This is a genomic window from Chamaesiphon polymorphus CCALA 037 (assembly GCF_003003845.1).
Classification (GTDB): Bacteria; Cyanobacteriota; Cyanobacteriia; order Cyanobacteriales; family Chamaesiphonaceae; genus Chamaesiphon; species Chamaesiphon polymorphus.
This window is the reverse complement of sequence record NZ_PVWO01000049.1, coordinates 1-19,721: the sequence shown is the minus strand read 5'-3', so window position 1 is coordinate 19,721 and position 19,721 is coordinate 1. Positions and strand designations below refer to the sequence as shown.

Sequence of the window (19,721 nt, the reverse complement as noted above, 5' to 3'; positions counted from 1 at the left end):
CTCCCCGCTCTCTTCATCCCGCAACCCAGCAACCCCGTTAAATACTATCCAACATTTGCAGCATCTCAATTGTTGTAAACGGTTTAGTGAGAATTGCGCGGACGCCACAACGATCGATCGCCGATCGATCGGGTTCGAGGCCGCTCATGACCGCAATCTTCACTGCTGGATCGATCTGTTGCAAAGCCAAAATTGTCGATGGCGTGTCCAAATGCGGCATCATCATATCCACCAACACTACCGCAATACTATGGTAGTTGGCTGCAAAAATCGCGATCGCCTCTACCCCATCGCTAGCCAATAACACCCGATAATTATAGGCTTCTAGAGACTCTTTGGTAATTTCTCGAATTGCCACCTCATCATCGACGACTAATACCAGCCGTCCCTTGCCATCATAGATCGCCTGTCCCGTGTGTTGGGGTTCGGCCTCGCGACTATCGATCGCGGGTAGATAGATCTTAAAGCACGTCCCGCGCCCGACTTGACTTTCGACATCGATCGTCCCCCCATGAGCTTTGACAATGCCGAGGACGGTGGATAAACCCAGCCCCGTACCCGTCTCTTTGGTGGTAAAAAATGGCTCGAAAATTCGATCGAGTACTTCTGCCGTCATCCCGTTACCCGTATCGGTGACGCTAATCAGGATATAAGAACCCACAGGTGGCTGAAACGGCACTTTGGTATACTCACCATCTTTGGCAGATTCGCTTTGGGAAATGACGATATTTTCGGCCTTAGCCGCGATCGTGCCGCCATTGGACATCGCATCCCGCGCATTGACAAATAGGTTCATCAATACTTGATGGATCTGAGTGGCATCGACATTCACCAGCCACAGATCTTCATGAGGTAGATTCAAGCTAATCTCGATCGATTTGGGGAAAGTTTGCCGCGCGACACTGACGATTTCGGCCAGAATATGCCGGACTTGGAGCGTGGTGTGTTGGCCGTCCATCCCCCGTGCAAAGGTCAGAATTTGCTTGACCAATCCACTCCCCCGTTTGGCACTTTCGACGAGCATATTCAACAAGCGGCGGTTGCGCTCGTCTAAACTGGGCAGAGTTAGGGGTAAAAGCTGGGCAGCACCGACAATCGGTGTCAGGACGTTATTCAAATCGTGGGCGATGCCGCTGGCGAGACTACCCAAGCTTTCCAACCGTTGGGCGCGCAGAAACTGCTGTTCTAGCAGTTTTTTCTCGGTGATATCGGTATCCACACTCAAGATCGCACGCGGCTGTCCCGCCTCATCTCGGACTAGCGTCCAGCGACTTTCGACGATGACTTTTTTGCCGGATTTGGTATTTTTATGTAGCTCGCCTTGCCAAGCACCTCGCTCGAACACCGTGGCAAAAGCCGTTTGGACGCTGGCTTCTGGTAGAGCATCTGGATAAAAAAGGTGGGCGGTAGTCTGTCCGATCGCCTCTGTTGCCGACCAGCCATAGATTTGCTCTGCGCCGTGGCTCCAAAATTCAATCTGGCTGTGGAGATCGCGCACGACAATTGCATCGGTAGCAATATTTAATAAAGCAGCTTGCTCGCGGATTTTTTGGGCACCGATCTTGCGATCGGTCAGATCCATAATCGTCCCCAGATAGCTAGTAATCTCACCCCGCTCGTCGCGGATCGCCACTACTTTGGTGGCCACCCAGTTGACCCGTCCGGTGGGGGTCAAAAACCGATACTCTAGTGCAAATTCATAGTGTTGCGGACGTTCGTCGGTAGACATCGCGCCCTGCCACTGGCTGACTACCCACGCGCGATCGGCAGGATGAATCGCCTTTACCCAACCTTGCCCTAGAGCTTCAGCCACCGATCTGCCCATCAATTCACTACATTGTTGGTTGACAAACAGACAGTTACCTGCTATGTCGGCTTGAAAAATACCGACCGGAGCCATACTCAATAATGCGCCAAAGCGGGCTTCGCTCTCTTGGCGGGCAGTTTCCGCCTGGAGGCGTTCGCGCAACGCAGCTTGTTGTTCGGTAATGTCGCGACCTTCGGGAATCAACATCACTACCCGCCCCGTATCATCGACGATCGGACTGAGCGAAAAATCGACAGTCATCGAACTACCGTCCGCTAGCACATGCTTGGCTTCAAACCTGACGAGGCGACCTGTCGCAGCTTCGGCGATCGCTTGTTGGAGTTGGCCTTGCAAGTCGGGATCGTGACTCCACCACGGCGTCGTCCAAAATGGCCGATCGATGACGTCTGCGAGGTTTGCGCCGATCGCCGCTAAAGCCGTGCGATTGGCTTCGAGGACGTTGCCTTGGGGGTCGAGCAAGCCCATAAACTCAAAAGTACCATCAAAAATTGCCCGAAATCTGCGCTCGCTGTGCTGGAGATCGGCTTCGGCTCGTTTGCAATTGGTAATATCGAACCGAATCGCTAGATACTCAAAAGGCCGACCCTGAGCATCTAAATGCGGCACGATCGTTGTCGCCACCCAATAATAACTGCCATCCTTAGCCCGATTTTTAATCTCGCCGCTCCAGACGCGTCCGCTACTAATTACCGCCCACAACTCGCGAAAAAATTCGGGGGGATGGTATCCCGAATTGATGACCCGATGAGTTTTGCCCACTAATTCGGCGGCTGAATACTGAGAAATTTCGCAAAATCTCTCGTTAACCTCGACAATCGTCCCATGACGATCGGTAATGGCGACGATTGCCGATCGATCCAGGGCATATTTCAGAAATTGTAAGGAGCCGAGCGTCTGTGGTAACGTCGGTGTGGCGATCTCTCGATCGCTCTGTGCTGCTAATTCTCGCGCTTGCCGTTCCCACAGTTGGCAAGTTTGCCGCAATTCCACTTCCAACCGTTCGTGTTTGGCTAGTTCCGTTCTCAATTCGCGATTCGTCCGCTCTAATCGATCGCGCTCTCGTGCGGCATCGTCTAGGCGAACTCGTTGCCCGCTCTCCATCTCGGCTAAAATCGCCCACGGATCGATCGCGCGGAGCAAGTCTGACGCCGTGAGAATGCCGACTAAGTTACCCTCCGAGTTAACGATCGCCAATCGCCGAATATTTTGGGCTTGCATGAGCTGGTGTGCCGATCGCAGCGAATCTGTTGCCTGCAAGCAATGTAAAGGTGTACTCATGACCGATCGCGCTAACAATCGTTCTAAATTGAAAGCCAGTGCCCCAAATGTGACGATATCTCCTGCCGTCACGATGCCCACGGGTTGCCGATCCTCGACAATAACGATCGAGCTGACGTTTCGATCGCTCATCAGCCGCGCGATTTGCCCGATCGTCGTCGTGGGCGTGGCAGACACCACGTCGGCAGTCATACATTCAGAGATCGCTCGAAATTCGCTCGCATTGACTGGCTGTAAAATTTGACAGATGCGTTCTGGCGTAGCGATGCCAATAATGCCGCCGCCATCGTCGAGAATTGGTAAATGTCGGATCTGGTGCTGTTGCAAGATTGCCAAAGCACTTATCGCCGTCTGCTGCGCCGATAAATGCAATGTAGGCGATATCTCGATCGCGATATCCCCTGCGGTTAGGTTGTGGATCTCTGTTTGGCTGGCAATCAGTGCGACCAGATCGCGATCGGTAATTATCCCGATCGATCCAGCTAGATTTAGGACTAATACCGCCCGATGGCGGGCAGCCAGAGTCCATTGGATTTGTTGTATTGGGGCTGTTGCTGGCGATCGCTCCGTACTGCTAGCGATCGGCTCGATCTGCGGCCAGGGACACGTTTGTCCCTGTGCCTGACTCATCAACGCAATTACTTCTATTAATGGCAGCTCTGGAGCAACGATTGCTGGCTGTCGATTATCCAGATCGGCGGCTACGCCAGCGAAGATTGAGGCTAATTTAACAAAATTCTGGCGATGGGCGGGGGGCATATACGCTCAGAAATAAGGTGCTTCCACATCTATCGTAATTCTAGAAAAATTACCTGGCAAGACAATCCTGACAATAATTGATAATTGATAATTACTCTCTTCCCACTCTAAGATTTATAGATTAGGTTCTGTGCTTTATTCTCTGCGCTCTTTGCGCCTCTGTCTCGATCGCTCGTAAACCGTCGGGTTCCCCGACGTTGGCGAAGCCACTCCAAAGGAGTTACGCGAATCGCTGCGGTTCAAAACTCGATCTCTGGGTGAAGTAACTAACTCTTAGTGAGATCTATAGTCTTTTGGTGGGAAGGGAGTACTTTTGGCAGGTGGGTTGGGGGCAAACGAACACGAACCTAAAATGACGCCCAGCAGACTTGTCGGTACCTTAGATCGCCAAGGAGGGGAGATCGATCTCCCCTCCTTTTAAATTTTTGTCAATTGCTACGAGTTATTGTCCTTGCATTTTCAAGACTACCGAGAACGTCCGTAACAAGATTTTGAGATCCAACCATGGCGATCGATGCTTGATATAGTAAAGGTCGTATTGGAGCTTGATCAAAGCATCTTCGATCGTGCTGCCATAACCATAATTTATCTGCGCCCATCCAGTTAGTCCGGGTTTTACCGCCAGTCTGGTGCGATAAAACGGCAGTTGCTGTTGCAATTCTTTAATAAATTGATAGCGTTCCGGACGCGGGCCGACCATACTCATTTCGCCGCGTAGGACGTTGAGCACTTGAGGTAGTTCGTCTAAGCGGGTTTTGCGGATAAAGTTACCGACTTTGGTAATTCGCGCGTCGCCTTTAACTGCCCACTGCGCTTTGCCATTGCGCTCGGCATCTTGCACCATCGATCGAAACTTGTAGACGGTAAACTTGTTTCCATACTGTCCGACGCGTTCTTGTTTGTAAAAGATCGGGCCGGGACTATCTAAGCGGATGGCAGTAGCCACAAACGGAAAGACGATCGCCAACACTGTACCGATAATCGCGCCACAAATGAGATCCAAGATCCGTTTGCCGATCCGATTAAAGGTATCGAAAGGATTCTTTTTGAGTGGGAGTGCAGAGTACCATTGACTGCCAATGTGCTCGACAGCAACTTTTCCCGTCAGTTTTTCATAAAGCACGGGCATCGGCGTAATCGCAACACCACGTTCGTGAAAAGCAGTCAATAGTTGTAGCAAATCTTCATCGATCGGGCGGCTGATTGCTAGCACGATCTCATCAACCCGATCGCTATCGATATCGAATTCTAGACTGCGACGATCGCCTAAAATTGGGATATTTTGACAGACTTTGCCGTGTAGTTGAGTATTGTCGTCGATAAATCCGATCGCTTTATAGTGAGGATGTTGCCGAAAAACATCGGCGATAATCGTACCCGTTACTCCAGCTCCGAAAATCAATACGCGCTGGCTGGCATGTCCGACACCCAGGAACAAGGCATAAATCGTTCTCCAGATCGACAATAAAACGCTGGTGCTCGCGATCGCGATTGCTGGTGCCAGTCGTAGCGATAAGGATTCTTCCTGCAACGGTGCAGTCACAAAATAGTAAATCAGGTAGATGATACCCACGATCGCACAACCCCAGCCAATGCGCTCGATCGTGCGTTTGAGTTTGACCGCGATCCGCAGATCGTATAGATCGTTAACAAACATCCACACCAACCATCCGACACCCATCCCGACGATCCACAGTAAGTGCGAACCAATTGGCTCCAACCCAAAAGCTCGATCGGCGCGATAGCTCCAGTACCATAGAGACCCAATAATACCACTGAAAATGAGCAAAACATCTACCAGCGCAAGTAGCAGCTTGCGCTCGGAGAATTCGAGTGATAGCTTAATTTCTGGTAGTGATAAATACGAAAACATTAATAATCCTTCTGAGTGTAATGTGATGTAACTGGCGTCCTATCGATACTCAACATCCACAGAAAATTAGATAGCACTATTTTATGATGAATTAGTGAAGAAAGTATCTATCCAGATTTGCCGGATGGCGATTGATGTATCCTAAAAACAATATATATAGTAAAAGCAATGTCAACTAAATATCGGTTTTCAGATATTTCATATTTGCCATGCAGTACCCTAATATTAGCTGATGAAATTATATATAGACTCAGCTAATTCTCTCAAATCAATTGCATATAAATGGCTTAAACGCCTCTTCGACTTGCCCAATTGCGAGCTGAAAGCTCGACACAATTACCCAGCACATGAGTAGTTGTCTAAATCTTAGCATCCAATTCACCTTTGCTAGCTCCAGCTTAATTTTGCGGTCAAATTTTAAGCATCGATTCGCTTGCACATCGCACCACCAATCGCTTTAGATCGATCGGCAGGGATCGCATGGAGTGTTAGTTGCCAATCAAGGTATCTTTTGGCTATATTAAATACTAGTAATTAGCGATTGTCATTGACAAGATCCCGATCGACAATTATCGATCGGGATCGCTCGCAATATTTATGTTCCGATCTGGCCATAAATACCAAATCTAGCCAACAAAAAGATCGTCTAATCCTACTTAACTATCTGTCGATCTTAGCTCGAAATGCTTATTGACAATAGAATATAAGTTAATTATGCTGGATTGGTATTTGTCTGACGACTAGATGCTAACACTGTTTAGTTTTGTAGGCGCGATCGTTCGGTTACTTTTTATCGCTTAATATCTCTGGAGTAGATCTAATTTTATGGTTGCTAATCTCGAACAAAGAACTGCTAATAATAATAAGTTAATACTGGTTTCTTTTAATACAAAAGAAGGCATGAAATTGATTGCAGATTCTTATATTGGCAATTTTGCTGGCCTAGCAAAAGTCACAGCCATTACCGATCGCGACTATCAGCCAGAGATAATTAACAGTAGCACGACAGACACCAGCTTCGATTTATTTAGGCTATCAAACTCTAAAAATCATCTATCTATGGCGATGGATGTTTTTAATCCAATTCTAATTTTTAAAATCCTATCAATTTATACCAGAGTTAAACCGGAAGCTTGTTATTTTATCTCTGCGCATCCACTCAATCCAGTTGCTTTAGTTTTATTTAGACTTTTTGCTAGATTTTCCAATCCTCAGGTCAAGCTTTTTTCGCATATTCATGATGTCAAGCCACATGCTGCCACCAAAAACTATGCATTAATCGATCTGTTTCAATCTTGGCAAATAGCTCGATCGGATCTGCTCGTCGTCTACGGTCATACTCTCAAGCAAATGCTAATGACTAGATTCAAAATTAAACCCGAACGAGTATTAGTTTCATTGCATGGAGTCAATCGGGTAAATGATAGTAAATACCATCAAAGTTCTAGTAGCGGCCTCAAGTATATAACATTATCGGGCAGATTAGATAAGTATAAAGGCATCGATTTATTCTTAGATGCCGCACGCTATTTTCAAGAGCGTCATTCTGACGTTCGGTTTGTCCTCGCAGGTAGAGGAGATCTCAGTGAATATCAAGATCGGATCGATAATCTTCGCAATCTGACGATCGTCAATAGATTTTTGAGTAATGATGAGGTGGACGAGCTAATGATTCAATCTTTTGCCGTTCTATTACCATACATTGATGCGTCACAAAGTGGAGTGATCCCGATCGCATATTATAATGGCTGTCCGGTAATTGTTTCGGATGTCGGTGGACTCCGCGAAGCCGTAATTGAGGGAGAAACTGGTTATGTATTCGAGCGCGGAAACTTATCCCAAGCCATCGAGCGGCTCGAAGCTGTCATCGAGAACCACGAACTCAGAGACACGCTCGGGAAAAATTGCTTCGAGCACTATCAAACCAATTTAAGATGGAGTGCGATTATTGCTAATCTCGCTGACAAAATGCTCTCTTAAGTTCATTTTGTGGCGTTGCTGGCATGGGGGGTATTGTACTAAATCCGGTTAGTACGCACGGGTTATTTGCTCTTACTCCCCTTGTAGATCCCATTTAGGATCTCTACGCTTGGTGGAAGAGATACGTCATCCTGTCTTTTTTTAGATCTGTAGGGGTGGGTTTATGCAATCTAATGTCGATATTACCAATCGATCTCAAACAAAACCCACCCTCCACCACCAAGATCTCAAAAGATCTTAAACTAGGTTGTACTTTAAGATATAGCAGTCGCCAAGCTTGTTAGGACACACCCCCAACTTCTTAAAAGAAGTTGGGGGTGTTGCAGTAATGGTCGAATTGTCCTAACAGCCAAGGCTGTTGCTATATTTTAAGGAGAAATCACGCGATAGATTATTGGTGGGGGAGGGCGGGTTTTGTTTGGATCTGTTGGTACTGCGGGGATTTCTAGCATAAACCCGCCCCTACAGATCTATAAAATTCACACATTCAATGTTAGCTTCATCGCCAGCCAGCACCGTTGTGGTTCCGTGCGAGTATTAGTGCTGGTGTTCGATCGCTTTCATCACTGCCTTGGCAAATTTAGAGCGTGCGGCTACAAAACTGTTCTGTTTGGCAACTTCATAACCGTTATCGATACATTTGCGCCACAGTTCGGGTTCGTCCAGATACCGACAGATGGCTTGATTTAAGGCAATTTTGTCATCCCGTGGAATTAATAGTCCGGTTTCCTCGTGACGAATGATTTCGGGAATACCAGAGACATCTGTGGCGATCGTGGCAACACCGTTAGCCATTGCCTCTAAAATAACTAGGGGCAATCCTTCGGCATAGGAAGGAAGACAAAAAATATCATGCTCGCGGTAGCAATCGATCAATTCTGGCGATAGCGGACGCAACCAGCCTGTTAATGTAAAGTGCGATTGGAGCTGATGGGTGGCAATTAATTCCTTAATTGCTGGCATTAATACGCCATCACCAACGATCGTCAGATGGATATTGCGACCCGATTTTATCAGATCGATGACCGTTTCGGTGAGGCTGTAGATGCGTTTGCGATCGATCAATCTGCCGACAAATAAGATTTTAGTCGGACGATCTTGCGGCGATCTCGATCGATTCATAAACATCCATTCTTTGAGCCAAGATTCATTACTGATGACGACATTCTTGCGTTTGGGTGCGAATTTACGATGCAAAAACTCAGCCACAAATCCAGCAACATCGACATCGTACTGCATTAAGGAGATGACCTGTTTGACTAATTTTGCCGAGCCACTCCTGAGCCAGCTCGAACTCACCACATCATCTCTGAGTAAAAATGCTTCTTCTGAGTCGCCGACTAACAAACTTGCCAAAACTGGCTGCTTGCCAGATTTCCAAAATCGACTACAAAACCATACTAAAACAGAGTTTAAGTAAAATAATTTGAGAATGACAACATCGACCTGATGATAGTGCTTCTTGACGGCACGAGTCACTTCTGGAATTAGTTTTAGCCATTGTCTCAATCCAGTCCAGTTCGAGAGCGGCAGGACTTCATAATAATTGCTATCTACTAAATGATGAATGCGGTTGGGAGTATCTACATTTTTGACCTTACCAACTAGATATACAAATGCATTAGGCGAAAATAAGTCGGTAAATTCTTTGTCCCACGGCACTTCAGACCAATAATTACCGTCTCTATCTTTATAAAATAAATAATCTGATACGATTATCATTTTTAAGCTTTTATTTTCAACCATAATATTTAATTAATAAGAGTCCGCAAGCATTATTTTAACCACGGCCAGTAACGATGTCAATGAAGTTAAGATAGATGGATGAATAATATGTGCATTTAAAAAGATTTGGCGATCGATAATTCCGCAATTATGCTAGCCGTCAAGGGTTCAATTACTGGATACGATCTTTTAATTAATGAATTGAAAGATCGATCGAGATCGAGTTATAGTTAATCGTGTATCTAATTGGTATTTCATTTATGCAGATGAAGATCGATCGCAAGTTATTTTGGGTGTGGATGTTATTAACACTGTCGATCGTTATCTACCTACCAACAATAGCCATTAGTACTCAACTAACGCCAAAGAAATTAATTGAATATGGCTGGGGTGCGCCCACGCCTAATTTTGTCCGCCAGCATCTCAAAGAAATGGAACAGCGTCCTTTTGATGGTGTAATTCTCAAATTGAATGCAGGCAAAGAAGTTTTTAAAAAAACTGCTTATCCAGATGCTGCATTTAAACAAGATCGCCGCGATTTGGCGGCGATTAGACCCTCTCGTCTGACCGATAACTTCGTCGTTATGTGGTCGGGGATGGACGATGATTGGGACTGGTTTAATGATATTGACTGGGGTGCTGCGGAGCAAAATATTCAGAACTTTGCCAAGACTGCCAAAGCTGGTCGCTTGCGCGGTATCGCTTTTGATTCGGAACCTTATACCAAGAAAAGTCCGTGGCAATATCAAGATCGACCGACGCAACACCGCGACAAAACATTTGCTGCATATCAACGGCAGGTACGCAAGCGTGGTGCCCAGTTTATGACAACGTTGCAAACAGCCCAGCCAGGGACGCAAGTACTTACACTAGCACTACTGAGTTGGCTGAAGGATTTGTGGGCCAAACCACTGACTCCCGCCCAGGTGCAAGAACAGCTCGCCGCTCACAAATACGGACTCTGGCCAGCTTTTATTAACGGGATGCTCGATGTTGCCAAGTCCAATTCTGTCATCATTGATGGGAATGAATGGGCGTACTACTTCTATCGGGTCAATTTTTTTGATGAGAGTCGCGATTTAGTCTTCAACAAGGCCCGATTACTCGTCGATCCCAAAAACGATCGTAAGTATGCCAAACAGGTAAAACTCGCTCAAGCTGTCTATTTAGATCTGACGCTCCATCACTTTCCTACTGGTAGCAAAGATTTCCGCTACGGTAAGGCGATGCCCTATTTTCTGTCACCAGACGACCGCCTCCGATTCCTCGAAAACAATGTTTACCATGCTCTGCGGACGACAGATCGGTATGCTTGGTTTTACAGTGAGGGTACAGACTGGTGGTTAAACAAGATCCCCAATGGTGCAGAGGCAGCAATTCGACGCGGTAAAACCAAGCAGTTATCCCGCAAACCCCTGGGATTTGATATCTATCCAGAAGTCGAGAAAGCTTTACAACAGTGTTATGCCGTTAGTAATATTTGTTAACCACCACCGATAGAAGACCTAAGTAGCTGTGCCATTTTGGGGGCGGTAACTTGCAAACAATAGCTCGATTCGACCATTGCCCTACCTTTGACTCCCATTTCGCGACATAACTCTGGGTCGTTGGCTAGTTTGGATAAGTAATCATTCCACTCATCCAAACTAGTAGCCTGAAAACCATTGACCCCATGTTGAATAATGTCTTGATTGACACCGATAGGGGTACCGACAACAGGTAAACCACAAGCCATATATTGAATTAGTTTGATCCCACATTTGCCGCGATCCCAAGGGGTATCGCGGAGCGGCATGATCCCTGCATCGAAATTTTTGATATCTTCGACTTCGGAGTCTTCATACCAATCCTTGATGGTTAAATCGATCTTGCCGAGGTCGATATTACCCGCACCAACGACAGTGACTTTACACCTATGTTTTGCGGATAAATTTTCAAAGACAGGTTGCAGTGGTTGGAGACAATTACTATTTGGCGGCGAACCAATCCAACCCACATTGAAGAGTTGTCCCTGCGTAGCTGGACTTTTCAATGAATAGCGATTTAAATCGATGACTGTCGGAATGATTTCTATACATTTCGCGCCTGCTTGTCTGGCTCTTTGGGCGATGTATTCATTTCCCGCAACCACCAGCTTGGCATTAGCCATCACCTTGTCAATTTTCTTAGAGAAGAACATTCTATAGATTTTGGGTGGAAATAGATCGTATCGATGAAATTGAGCGTCATCATAATCGACCACATAGGGGATATTTCCGGTAAGGAGTTTTTCTAGCCATGCGGGAAAGTAAGGTAAAATCTCTTTTTCGATCCACAGCAAGTCATAATCTCGATCGGTCAGTAATCTAGTCAAACGTTGAAAATACTTTGATAAAACTTTACCGACATTTCTTTTCCCACTATTGATATCGGCAACATAGTCATTGTCCAACATCGGAGCCACTGTCAGATCGAAGTCTTGAGACTTTAGATAAGGCAGATATTGATAAAAACGATAACGACTACTGCCGCCAAGCGAACCATACTTAGTGAGAACTAGAACTTTGTAAGACATGAGATTTGTATAGTAATTAATTAGTAAGTAAATAAATAAAGACGATCGCTAGCTCGCAGGTAACCACGCTCTTCAATATGACGATCTGGTTCTATTTCTCAGGCCAGTGCTTGCTAATAATACATTAGCGCGATCGTCTTCAGCATCATCGGGAGTATCGCAGTAGGGACTTAAATACATTAGTGCCAAGAAAATCCATTGATAAATGATGTTTTGTGCTGTGAGGTTAGAATCCTCAAATTGAAGCTGTAATAGAATGGATAACATTGCAATCAGGTAGAGAGTCATTTTTCGTTTAGCCAAGGATGATAAGCTTTTGCTAGCTAATTTTTTCGCACAAAACCAAAAATTATTAATTAGAAACAATAGATATGCAAATAGACCGAGTATCCCCTGCTCGATTAAGGTCGTCAAAAACACATTGTGAGCTGTATGATTGAGTTCCCCCAACATCCCGAAATATCCCAGCGGTTCTAGTGGATGGAGTATAAAGTAAACAATCGATTCTTCCCATAATGCCGTCCGACCGTTAAAGCCGCCGACATCCTGCGCTTGATCTCCAAGTCTTGCCGCAAAGATCGTGTCTAGATCTTGACCGAAAAAGCTCAGGATCGACAGGAACAGCACCCCCAAGATTGCCAAAAAGACCAACGTTGATTTGAGATTTTTGGTCAGCCCCCCAATAAAGATAGTACCCATCGCCAAGGTAAACATTACATTTCTGGATTGAGTAATCATTATCGCCATAATGATGATTAACATAAATACAAACATGGACGTGTCTTTTTTCTTTTTACCAGCTTGACGGTTAAAGGCTCGATCTATGGCTAAAAAGAATGGCATCATCAAACAGGCGGCAATAGTATTAGAAGCCCCCCAAGGTAGCGACAGCAATCCACCATTTTCTCTTTCTAACAAAACTCTGTCTAATGAGTTTTGTTGGAGTGCCAACAAAAAATTGACAATAAAGTAGAGCGACATGACCACTCCAGAAAAGATAAAAATGAGGGAAATCTTGTGGTGAGCTAGTTTAGCATCTTTACTAATCGAAGCATTTGAGGTAATATACAAAAATATTGCAAATCCAAATAAACTAAAAATCGATCGTGCAAATGACTGGATGAGACTCTCATTCATCAACGATGTGAGCAAAATAGAAAATGTGTGCAATAGCGCGCAAATTAAGGCAGGCTTTAATTCATCGGGGTAATTAATTCTTTCTTTTCTAGTAATTAGGTTCCCAATAATCAAGACAGTTAGCAGGATTAAGAAGGGAAAGGCAAAAGTGACAACAAATGAGCCAGCCCCAGTTCCTGTAGAAAAAGGTAGCAAACACATGGATATTAAAAAGACAATATACAGGTGACTGCTATATGAGTTTTTACCGATTGGTAGAAGCATCTGCAAAAATTTGAGTGGTAGATCGTTGTTTTTTAAGTTATCCTAAAACAAATATGGATATGGCGATCGAATTTGATGATGACAGCACGAACGACCTAGATAGTTTTAGGTATTATTTAGCGATCGACTGTTGCCTGACTGCTCGATATATCTCGGGGATATTAGCAAACAGTTTAGTGTAGGCAGAGAGAGTTTCTTGGGCTTGGGAGGGGGATAATCTCAGTAGCGAGAAAATCATGCGGCTGGCAAACTCGATCGATAAAGATGCCAAGGCGATCGCATTTGCCTGAAGCGGATTAAAATGTTTGTAGCCATAGAGCATTCTGCTCCTGAGCGAATAAAAGACCCGAGTTGCTTTGATCGATTCTGAAGTACCGCCGCCTTTATGAAAAGATATGGCATCTGCTAAATAATAAGAAGACCAGCCCAATTTATGGACGCGATAGGATAAATCGAGGTCTTCAAAATAAACAAAGAAAGTTTCATCAAAGCCATCTAAGGCTTGAAAGATATCGCGCCTAATCAGGTAAAAAGCTCCAATTACATGATCTACTGGTTGCGAATTCTGATGGTTCCAGTCATTCATGATATAACTGGTAGACTTATTGACAACTAACTTATCAATGCCGAGAATGCTACACCAAATATTTAGGGGTGTGGGAAATCTCGCACAATTGCGTTGGATTTCACCCTGACTATTGACTAGTTGAATGCTAACTACACCCACTTGCTGGTGAGCCGTATCTCTAATACAATTTACTGCTTTATCGATCGAGTCTGAGGAAACTTTGGTATCGGGATTGAGAAACAAAATATAGTCAGATCTACCGATACTAGCACCTTGATTGCAAGCAGCTCCAAAACCTTTATTCTCAGTATTTCTAATTATATCAAGCGGCAGGTTTAGATCGTCGAGTCCCTCTAGCGATCGATCGCGCGAAGCATTATCGACAACGATAACTTTGTCTAATTTGTATTCCTGACAATCGCTGCTGGCAACTGCGGCTAGACAATCGCGCAGTTGATCGCCTGCGTTCCAATTAACAATAATAATATCTACACTCGGTAACATGAATAACGGCCTTAAATATATTAATTTTGTGGTTTTCTGCGTAATACCAATCTTTGAAAAGATGATAAAACCAGAGCGCGATCTTCATCAGTCAGCACGTATTTCCACAATCCCGCCCAACTCATTAGCGTTAAAATAGCTGAGACTGACGTATAAATGAGGAGATTTTGCTCGGCGATCGCATATTTATAGACAAAGAATAAACTCACGATCGGGACGACCACGATTGCAATTGGTTTGACAACCACTGCAATTAGATCGTTACGATTGGCAATAAATATTTTCTGGGTGCGCGGTAGATTGTAGAAATAATGCAGCCCGACACTGGCAAAACCGCCCACTAAAGTACCGATGGCGACGCCACTTGCACCAATTTTGGATGTCAATGTTACGCTGACAATCAGGTTGATAACAGCTTCGATTAATGGCGATAAAATAATCTTGCGATGTTCGCCACAACCGATCGCGATCGTAAAGTAGGGCGAACCGATTTGGCGGACAAAATTTCCAGCAATCAACCACTCAAATAATCGATCGGTATTATTGGCATAGTCAGCACCAACCCAGAACGTCATGATTGTTTTGGATAACAATAATAGCGGTAGATTGGTGGCGATTAAAACGATGACTGAATAACGAGTTGTCGATATTAGTAATTCCCCAAGTTTTGCTGGTTCGTTGCGCGCGCCGACAGATGAAGCAACGGGAATGACAGTATTGAGAATGGAACTCGCCACCCCAAACACAAAATTCGTGAGCGTCGCGGCCAGCGCATAGTAAGATACCGATTTATAATCGAAAAAACCGATCACGGTCGTATCGAGACCGCCGACAATTAATAATCCTAAAGAAGATACCGAGATCGCCAGACAGGATTCGAGGACTTCACCGAGCGATTTTTTGGAGACTAAAGTGGGGGAGACGCGATAGCCGACAGCCATCTTCCGAAAAGCGAGGTATTGCCATAATCCTGCCGCAATATTGGTTGCTGCGAAGACTACTCCCATCACGACAATACTGTGCGTTGATTGAGCGACTAAGACAATCAGTACTCCTGCCAAAATTTTCGTGCTACCGATAATCCAGGCTGGTATATCGTAACGTTGTAAACCCAGAAATACCGCCCCAAACGTCGTCAGCGGCAAACTCACCGCCAGCGACGAACCCACACACAATAATGCCAATTGGGCATCTTGTTGTAAATTTGCGGGCATGTCCTTAAATAGCTGCGGCAATTGCCAAGCTAGGAGCGCGATCCCCACGAGTGCGATCGTTGCCGATCCCGTCAACATGGCCACGGCACTACTAACGATACTGTCTCTTTTTTTGATGTCTCCTAACTCGTTGTAGTGAGCGACAAAGCGACCGATGACAGTCTGAATGCCCAGATCCAACAGACTTACATACGCGCTCAATTGCAAAATTAATAGCCAGGTACCATAAGTATCCTTGGTCAAAATTCTGGCTAAAAATGGTGGCAGCAACAGCATCGATAGTGCCACCGCACCCCCGCGACAGAGGTTCGCAAATGCATTCTTGATGACGGTTAAATCTGACATTCAATTATCCACAGATCGTTCATAGCTAATTCGGACTCAATGGCCTCACTATAGCGATTAATTTTCGTTGCTTGTAACCTAATTTTACCCATGGCGTTACTGTGGATACTCAGTGCAATTACTGATTTGTCCGGCAGTGATTTGTTGCTATACGCTGGCTTGAGAGCACGAATTTGCAGCAACACCAAGTCGAACGATCGATCTGTGCATTGCGGCAGATCGATCGTCAAATCTGACGAGCTTTACACCCAGATCGAGCTAGGTGTGAGCGATTACTCCATTGGTAGCAACTCTAAAGATGCTGCTAAAGTGGGCAATTCGGCATCTTTTGCAGATAAGATCGGTCGATCGATCGGCCACTCGATCGCGAGTTGGGGGTCGTCCCAAATCAAGCCTGCTTCATCGCCAGGGACATAAAAGTCGGTACATTTATATAAAAATTCCGCACTTTCGCTGAGAACGCAAAAACCATGGGCAAAGTTTTCGGGAACGTATAGCTGCTTCTTATTTTCAGCAGATAATATTTCGCCGTGCCATTTGCCAAAAGTCGGTGAATTACGGCGGATATCGATCGCCACGTCAAAGACCGTTCCTTGCGTCACGCGGACTAATTTAGCTTGCGGATAACGAAGTTGAAAATGTAGTCCTCGGAGGACATTTTTGACGGAATAGGATTGATTATCCTGCACGAAAGGCTTATTAATTCCTGCTTCGGCGTATTTCTTGAGTTGATAGGTTTCGAGAAAATAGCCGCGACTGTCTGTAAAAACTGGCGGTGCAAATACAAGTACACCAGGAATCGAGGTTTGAATTATTTCCATGGCTAGGCTCCTTCTGAAGCTAACTTCAGTAAATATTGTCCGTAAGCATTTTTAGCCATGGTATTGCCGATCGAGATTAACTCTTTGGCGTCAATGTAGCCCATGCGGAAGGCGACTTCTTCAATACAAGCAATTTTTAAACCTTGGCGTTGTTCGATCGTTTCGACAAACACTGAGGCTTGGAGCAAACTACTGTGAGTGCCCGTATCTAACCAGGCGGTACCGCGACTGAGTTTATCGACTTTGAGTTGTCCCATGTCTAGATATTTCTGGTTGACACAGGTGATCTCTAGTTCGCCGCGTGCCGAGGGAGCAATATTGTGGGCGATATCGACAACTTGATTGTCATAAAAATACAAACCAGTTACCGCATAATTTGATTTCGGCTGTTGGGGTTTTTCTTCGATCGAGACGGCAGCTCCATGACGATCGAATTCGACGACACCATAGCGAGCCGGATCGCTGACATAGTAACCAAACACGATCGCCCCTTCGGTGAGCTGTGCGGCATGTTGCAAGTTGACGCTCAAGCTATCGCCGTAAAAGATGTTGTCGCCCAATACCAAAGCCACCGAATCGTTGCCGATAAACTTTTTACCGATGATAAAAGCTTGCGCTAATCCCTCTGGCTTGGGTTGTGGTGCATAACTAATCGACAACCCGAGCTGACTGCCATCTCCCAATAACTCTTCAAAGAGCGGTAGATCGTGCGGCGTCGAAATAATCAGAATTTCCTGAATGCCTGCGAGCATCAACGTAGACAAGGGATAGTAAACCATCGGCTTGTCATAGATGGGCATCAGTTGTTTGGAAATTACCCGCGTGAGCGGGTACAGACGCGTTCCAGAACCGCCAGCTAAAATAATCCCTTTCACGCTGCTACTCCTAACCGTTGTTGCTGATATTTATTGGCAGTCACAGTCTGACACCAATCTTGATTGTCAATGTACCACTGGACGGTGCGTCGCAATCCCGAATCGATATCTTCGGTAGGTTGCCAGCCGAGTTCGGTGTTGAGCTTAGTAAAGTCGATTGCATAACGTCGATCGTGTCCGGGACGATCGCGCACGAATTCTACCAGTTGTTTGTGAGGACAATGGGGGGATGTGGGCAAGAGTTCGTCGAGGATCGTGCAAAGCCTGTCGACCAACCACAGATTATCGCGCTCGGCATTACCGCCGACATTATATGTTTCCCCTGGGGTACCTTTAGCTAATACCAAAGCGATCGCGCTACAGTGGTCTTCGACATACAACCAGTCGCGGACATTTTTGCCGTCGCCGTAGATCGGTAAAGGTTTACCTGCAAAGGCATTGAGAATCATCAACGGAATCAGTTTTTCGGGGAACTGATAAGGGCCGTAATTATTGGAACAATTGGTGATTAAGGTCGGTAAACCGTAGGTATGAAAGTAAGATCTGACTAAATGGTCGGAACTAGCTTTCGATGCCGAATAAGGACTATTGGGCGTGTAGGGAGTTAATTCGGTAAATGCCGGATCGTTGGGGCCGAGCGAACCAAATACTTCATCTGTGGAGATGTGCAAAAAGCGAAATTCCGCGCGCGCATCGTCGGCCAATGTCCGCCAATATTGACGCGCACATTCTAATAGATTGAAGGTACCATTTATATTGGTTTCAATAAAGCTAGCTGGGCCATCGATCGACCGATCTACGTGGGTTTCAGCCGCAAAATTGACGATCGCCTGGGGTTGATATTCCGCTAATAACTTATCGATTAGTTGTCGATCGCCGATATCTCCTTGGACAAAGATTTGACGGTCGTTATTGGCAAACTGCTCTACAGTGGCCAGATTGCCAGCATAGGTCAACTTATCTAAATTGATAACTGTTAGTTCGGTAGACTTAATCGCCAGCGAGACAAAGTTTGAACCAATGAATCCGGCTCCACCTGTCACTAAAATATACTTTTTGCTCATTATTCAGAGATAGATCGTTAATCTACGTACAAATATAACAGTAGATCGGACGATCGCCAGCTTTTGCAAAAGTGTTGTCAATAAGTTGAGTTAAAAGTCGGATCGTATTTGGGTGCGAGTTGAAGTGTAAAATCGAACAATTATGCCTAAATATACAGTTACAGTCAGCCCTGTGGGGATTGCCACCAGATCCAGAGCGATCTGAGCTAAACGGCTAAAAAACGTTGAATCACATCTTGGCTCAATTCGCTCGTCGCCCCCGATGCCACGATCCCACCTTTTTGCATGGCGTAATAGCGATCGGCCTGTCTGACAAAATGTAAATGCTGTTCTACTAATAATACCGAGACGCCTGTCGTCTCTACTACCCGTCGCACCGCCGCCTCAATGTCCAAAATAATCGACGGTTGAATTCCCTCCGTGGGTTCGTCTAATACCAGCAGGCGCGGTTTGCCCATCAATGCTCGCGCGATCGCCAGTTGCTGCTGTTGTCCACCGCTCAAGTCACCACCCATCCGCGTCAGCATTGTTTTGAGTACTGTGAATAGTTCCATTATCTCATCGGGAACCCGAGCCGCCCGCCGCTCCGCACCACCCCGTGCTTCGAGTCCCAGCAGCAGATTTTCAGCTACCGTCAGTCTAGGAATAATTTCCCGTCCTTGCGGCACGTACCCAATCCCCATTCTGGCACGCAGATCGGGCGATTTGCGATCGAGCGGTACCCCATCGAGTAAAATCTGACCCGTTCGTGGCGTCAGCAAGCCAATGATACTTTTCATCAACGTAGTTTTGCCCACGCCATTACGTCCGATCAGGCACACTATCTGCCCTGGAGCGACGTGTAAATCGACGTTTCGCAAGATATGACTCTCGCCGTAATAGACGTTGAGATTGGAGATTTCTAGCATGACTTGGGGAGACGGGTGGATGGG

The 19,721-nt window shown here is 45.7% G+C and carries 13 protein-coding genes; 2 read left to right on the top strand and 11 right to left on the bottom strand.

The features are described 5' to 3' along the window. Positions 1-37 precede the first annotated feature (37 nt). Both C7B77_RS06135 and C7B77_RS06130 read right to left on the bottom strand, forming a co-directional pair. Positions 38-3,865, bottom strand: coding sequence for a PAS domain S-box protein (locus C7B77_RS06135; RefSeq protein WP_106301555.1), 3,828 nt, complete (start codon positions 3,863-3,865; stop codon positions 38-40). A gap of 442 nt (positions 3,866-4,307) precedes the next feature. Beyond that, positions 4,308-5,738 carry a sugar transferase gene (locus tag C7B77_RS06130; protein WP_106301552.1) on the bottom strand — a complete coding sequence of 477 codons (1,431 nt, stop codon included), beginning with the start codon at positions 5,736-5,738 and terminating at the stop codon, positions 4,308-4,310. A gap of 825 nt (positions 5,739-6,563) precedes the next feature. Here C7B77_RS06130 and C7B77_RS06125 point away from each other — a divergent pair. Continuing rightward, positions 6,564-7,718 carry a glycosyltransferase family 4 protein gene (locus C7B77_RS06125; RefSeq protein ID WP_106301549.1) on the top strand — a complete coding sequence of 385 codons (1,155 nt, stop codon included), beginning with the start codon at positions 6,564-6,566 and terminating at the stop codon, positions 7,716-7,718. A gap of 537 nt (positions 7,719-8,255) precedes the next feature. On the opposite strand, the gene C7B77_RS06120 is transcribed toward C7B77_RS06125, so the two are convergent. Then, entirely contained in the window at positions 8,256-9,440 is a 1,185-nt protein-coding gene (locus C7B77_RS06120; protein WP_181243725.1) for a glycosyltransferase, read from the bottom strand. A gap of 263 nt (positions 9,441-9,703) precedes the next feature. Between C7B77_RS06120 and C7B77_RS06115 the strand changes: the two genes are divergently transcribed. Further along, positions 9,704-10,930, top strand: a complete 1,227-nt coding sequence (locus C7B77_RS06115) for a hypothetical protein (protein ID WP_106301562.1) — start codon at positions 9,704-9,706, stop codon at positions 10,928-10,930. Here the strand turns inward: C7B77_RS06115 and C7B77_RS06110 are convergent. From C7B77_RS06110 to urtE, 8 genes are all read right to left on the bottom strand, one after another. Continuing rightward, entirely contained in the window at positions 10,927-11,997 is a 1,071-nt protein-coding gene (locus C7B77_RS06110; protein WP_106301543.1) for a glycosyltransferase family 4 protein, read from the bottom strand. The genes C7B77_RS06115 and C7B77_RS06110 overlap by 4 nt on opposite strands. 72 nt (positions 11,998-12,069) lie before the next feature. Then, positions 12,070-13,398, bottom strand: a complete 1,329-nt coding sequence (locus tag C7B77_RS06105) for an O-antigen ligase family protein (RefSeq protein ID WP_106301540.1) — start codon at positions 13,396-13,398, stop codon at positions 12,070-12,072. A 112-nt stretch (positions 13,399-13,510) separates the two neighbouring features. Continuing rightward, positions 13,511-14,470, bottom strand: a complete 960-nt coding sequence (locus C7B77_RS06100; RefSeq protein WP_106301537.1) for a glycosyltransferase family 2 protein — start codon at positions 14,468-14,470, stop codon at positions 13,511-13,513. 20 nt (positions 14,471-14,490) lie between these two features. After that, a complete protein-coding gene (locus C7B77_RS06095; protein WP_106301534.1) occupies positions 14,491-16,029 on the bottom strand; it encodes an MATE family efflux transporter in 1,539 nt (512 codons plus the stop codon). A gap of 272 nt (positions 16,030-16,301) precedes the next feature. After that, positions 16,302-16,850, bottom strand: coding sequence for a dTDP-4-dehydrorhamnose 3,5-epimerase (gene rfbC / locus C7B77_RS06085; protein WP_106301528.1), 549 nt, complete (start codon positions 16,848-16,850; stop codon positions 16,302-16,304). A 2-nt stretch (positions 16,851-16,852) separates the two neighbouring features. Continuing rightward, the gene (gene rfbA / locus C7B77_RS06080; RefSeq protein ID WP_106301525.1) at positions 16,853-17,725 is read right to left on the bottom strand and encodes a glucose-1-phosphate thymidylyltransferase RfbA; all 873 of its coding nucleotides are present in this window, start codon (positions 17,723-17,725) and stop codon (positions 16,853-16,855) included. Next, a complete protein-coding gene (rfbB, locus tag C7B77_RS06075; RefSeq protein WP_106301522.1) occupies positions 17,722-18,789 on the bottom strand; it encodes a dTDP-glucose 4,6-dehydratase in 1,068 nt (355 codons plus the stop codon). The genes rfbA and rfbB overlap by 4 nt, the downstream gene beginning before the upstream one ends. A 206-nt stretch (positions 18,790-18,995) precedes the next feature. Next, a complete protein-coding gene (gene urtE / locus C7B77_RS06070) occupies positions 18,996-19,697 on the bottom strand; it encodes an urea ABC transporter ATP-binding subunit UrtE (protein ID WP_106301558.1) in 702 nt (233 codons plus the stop codon). Positions 19,698-19,721 lie beyond the last annotated feature (24 nt).

What these genes read in the sequence shown, in the direction of transcription:
- C7B77_RS06135 (WP_106301555.1), bottom strand. Translation starts at nt 3,865, where the DNA reads ATGCCCCCCGCCCATCGCCAGAATTTTGTTAAATTAGCCTCAATCTTC.
- C7B77_RS06130 (WP_106301552.1), bottom strand. Translation starts at nt 5,738, where the DNA reads ATGTTTTCGTATTTATCACTACCAGAAATTAAGCTATCACTCGAATTC.
- C7B77_RS06125 (WP_106301549.1), top strand. Translation starts at nt 6,564, where the DNA reads ATGGTTGCTAATCTCGAACAAAGAACTGCTAATAATAATAAGTTAATA.
- C7B77_RS06120 (WP_181243725.1), bottom strand. Translation starts at nt 9,440, where the DNA reads ATGATAATCGTATCAGATTATTTATTTTATAAAGATAGAGACGGTAAT.
- C7B77_RS06115 (WP_106301562.1), top strand. Translation starts at nt 9,704, where the DNA reads ATGCAGATGAAGATCGATCGCAAGTTATTTTGGGTGTGGATGTTATTA.
- C7B77_RS06110 (WP_106301543.1), bottom strand. Translation starts at nt 11,997, where the DNA reads ATGTCTTACAAAGTTCTAGTTCTCACTAAGTATGGTTCGCTTGGCGGC.
- C7B77_RS06105 (WP_106301540.1), bottom strand. Translation starts at nt 13,398, where the DNA reads ATGCTTCTACCAATCGGTAAAAACTCATATAGCAGTCACCTGTATATT.
- C7B77_RS06100 (WP_106301537.1), bottom strand. Translation starts at nt 14,470, where the DNA reads ATGTTACCGAGTGTAGATATTATTATTGTTAATTGGAACGCAGGCGAT.
- C7B77_RS06095 (WP_106301534.1), bottom strand. Translation starts at nt 16,029, where the DNA reads ATGTCAGATTTAACCGTCATCAAGAATGCATTTGCGAACCTCTGTCGC.
- rfbC (WP_106301528.1), bottom strand. Translation starts at nt 16,850, where the DNA reads ATGGAAATAATTCAAACCTCGATTCCTGGTGTACTTGTATTTGCACCG.
- rfbB (WP_106301522.1), bottom strand. Translation starts at nt 18,789, where the DNA reads ATGAGCAAAAAGTATATTTTAGTGACAGGTGGAGCCGGATTCATTGGT.
- urtE (WP_106301558.1), bottom strand. Translation starts at nt 19,697, where the DNA reads ATGCTAGAAATCTCCAATCTCAACGTCTATTACGGCGAGAGTCATATC.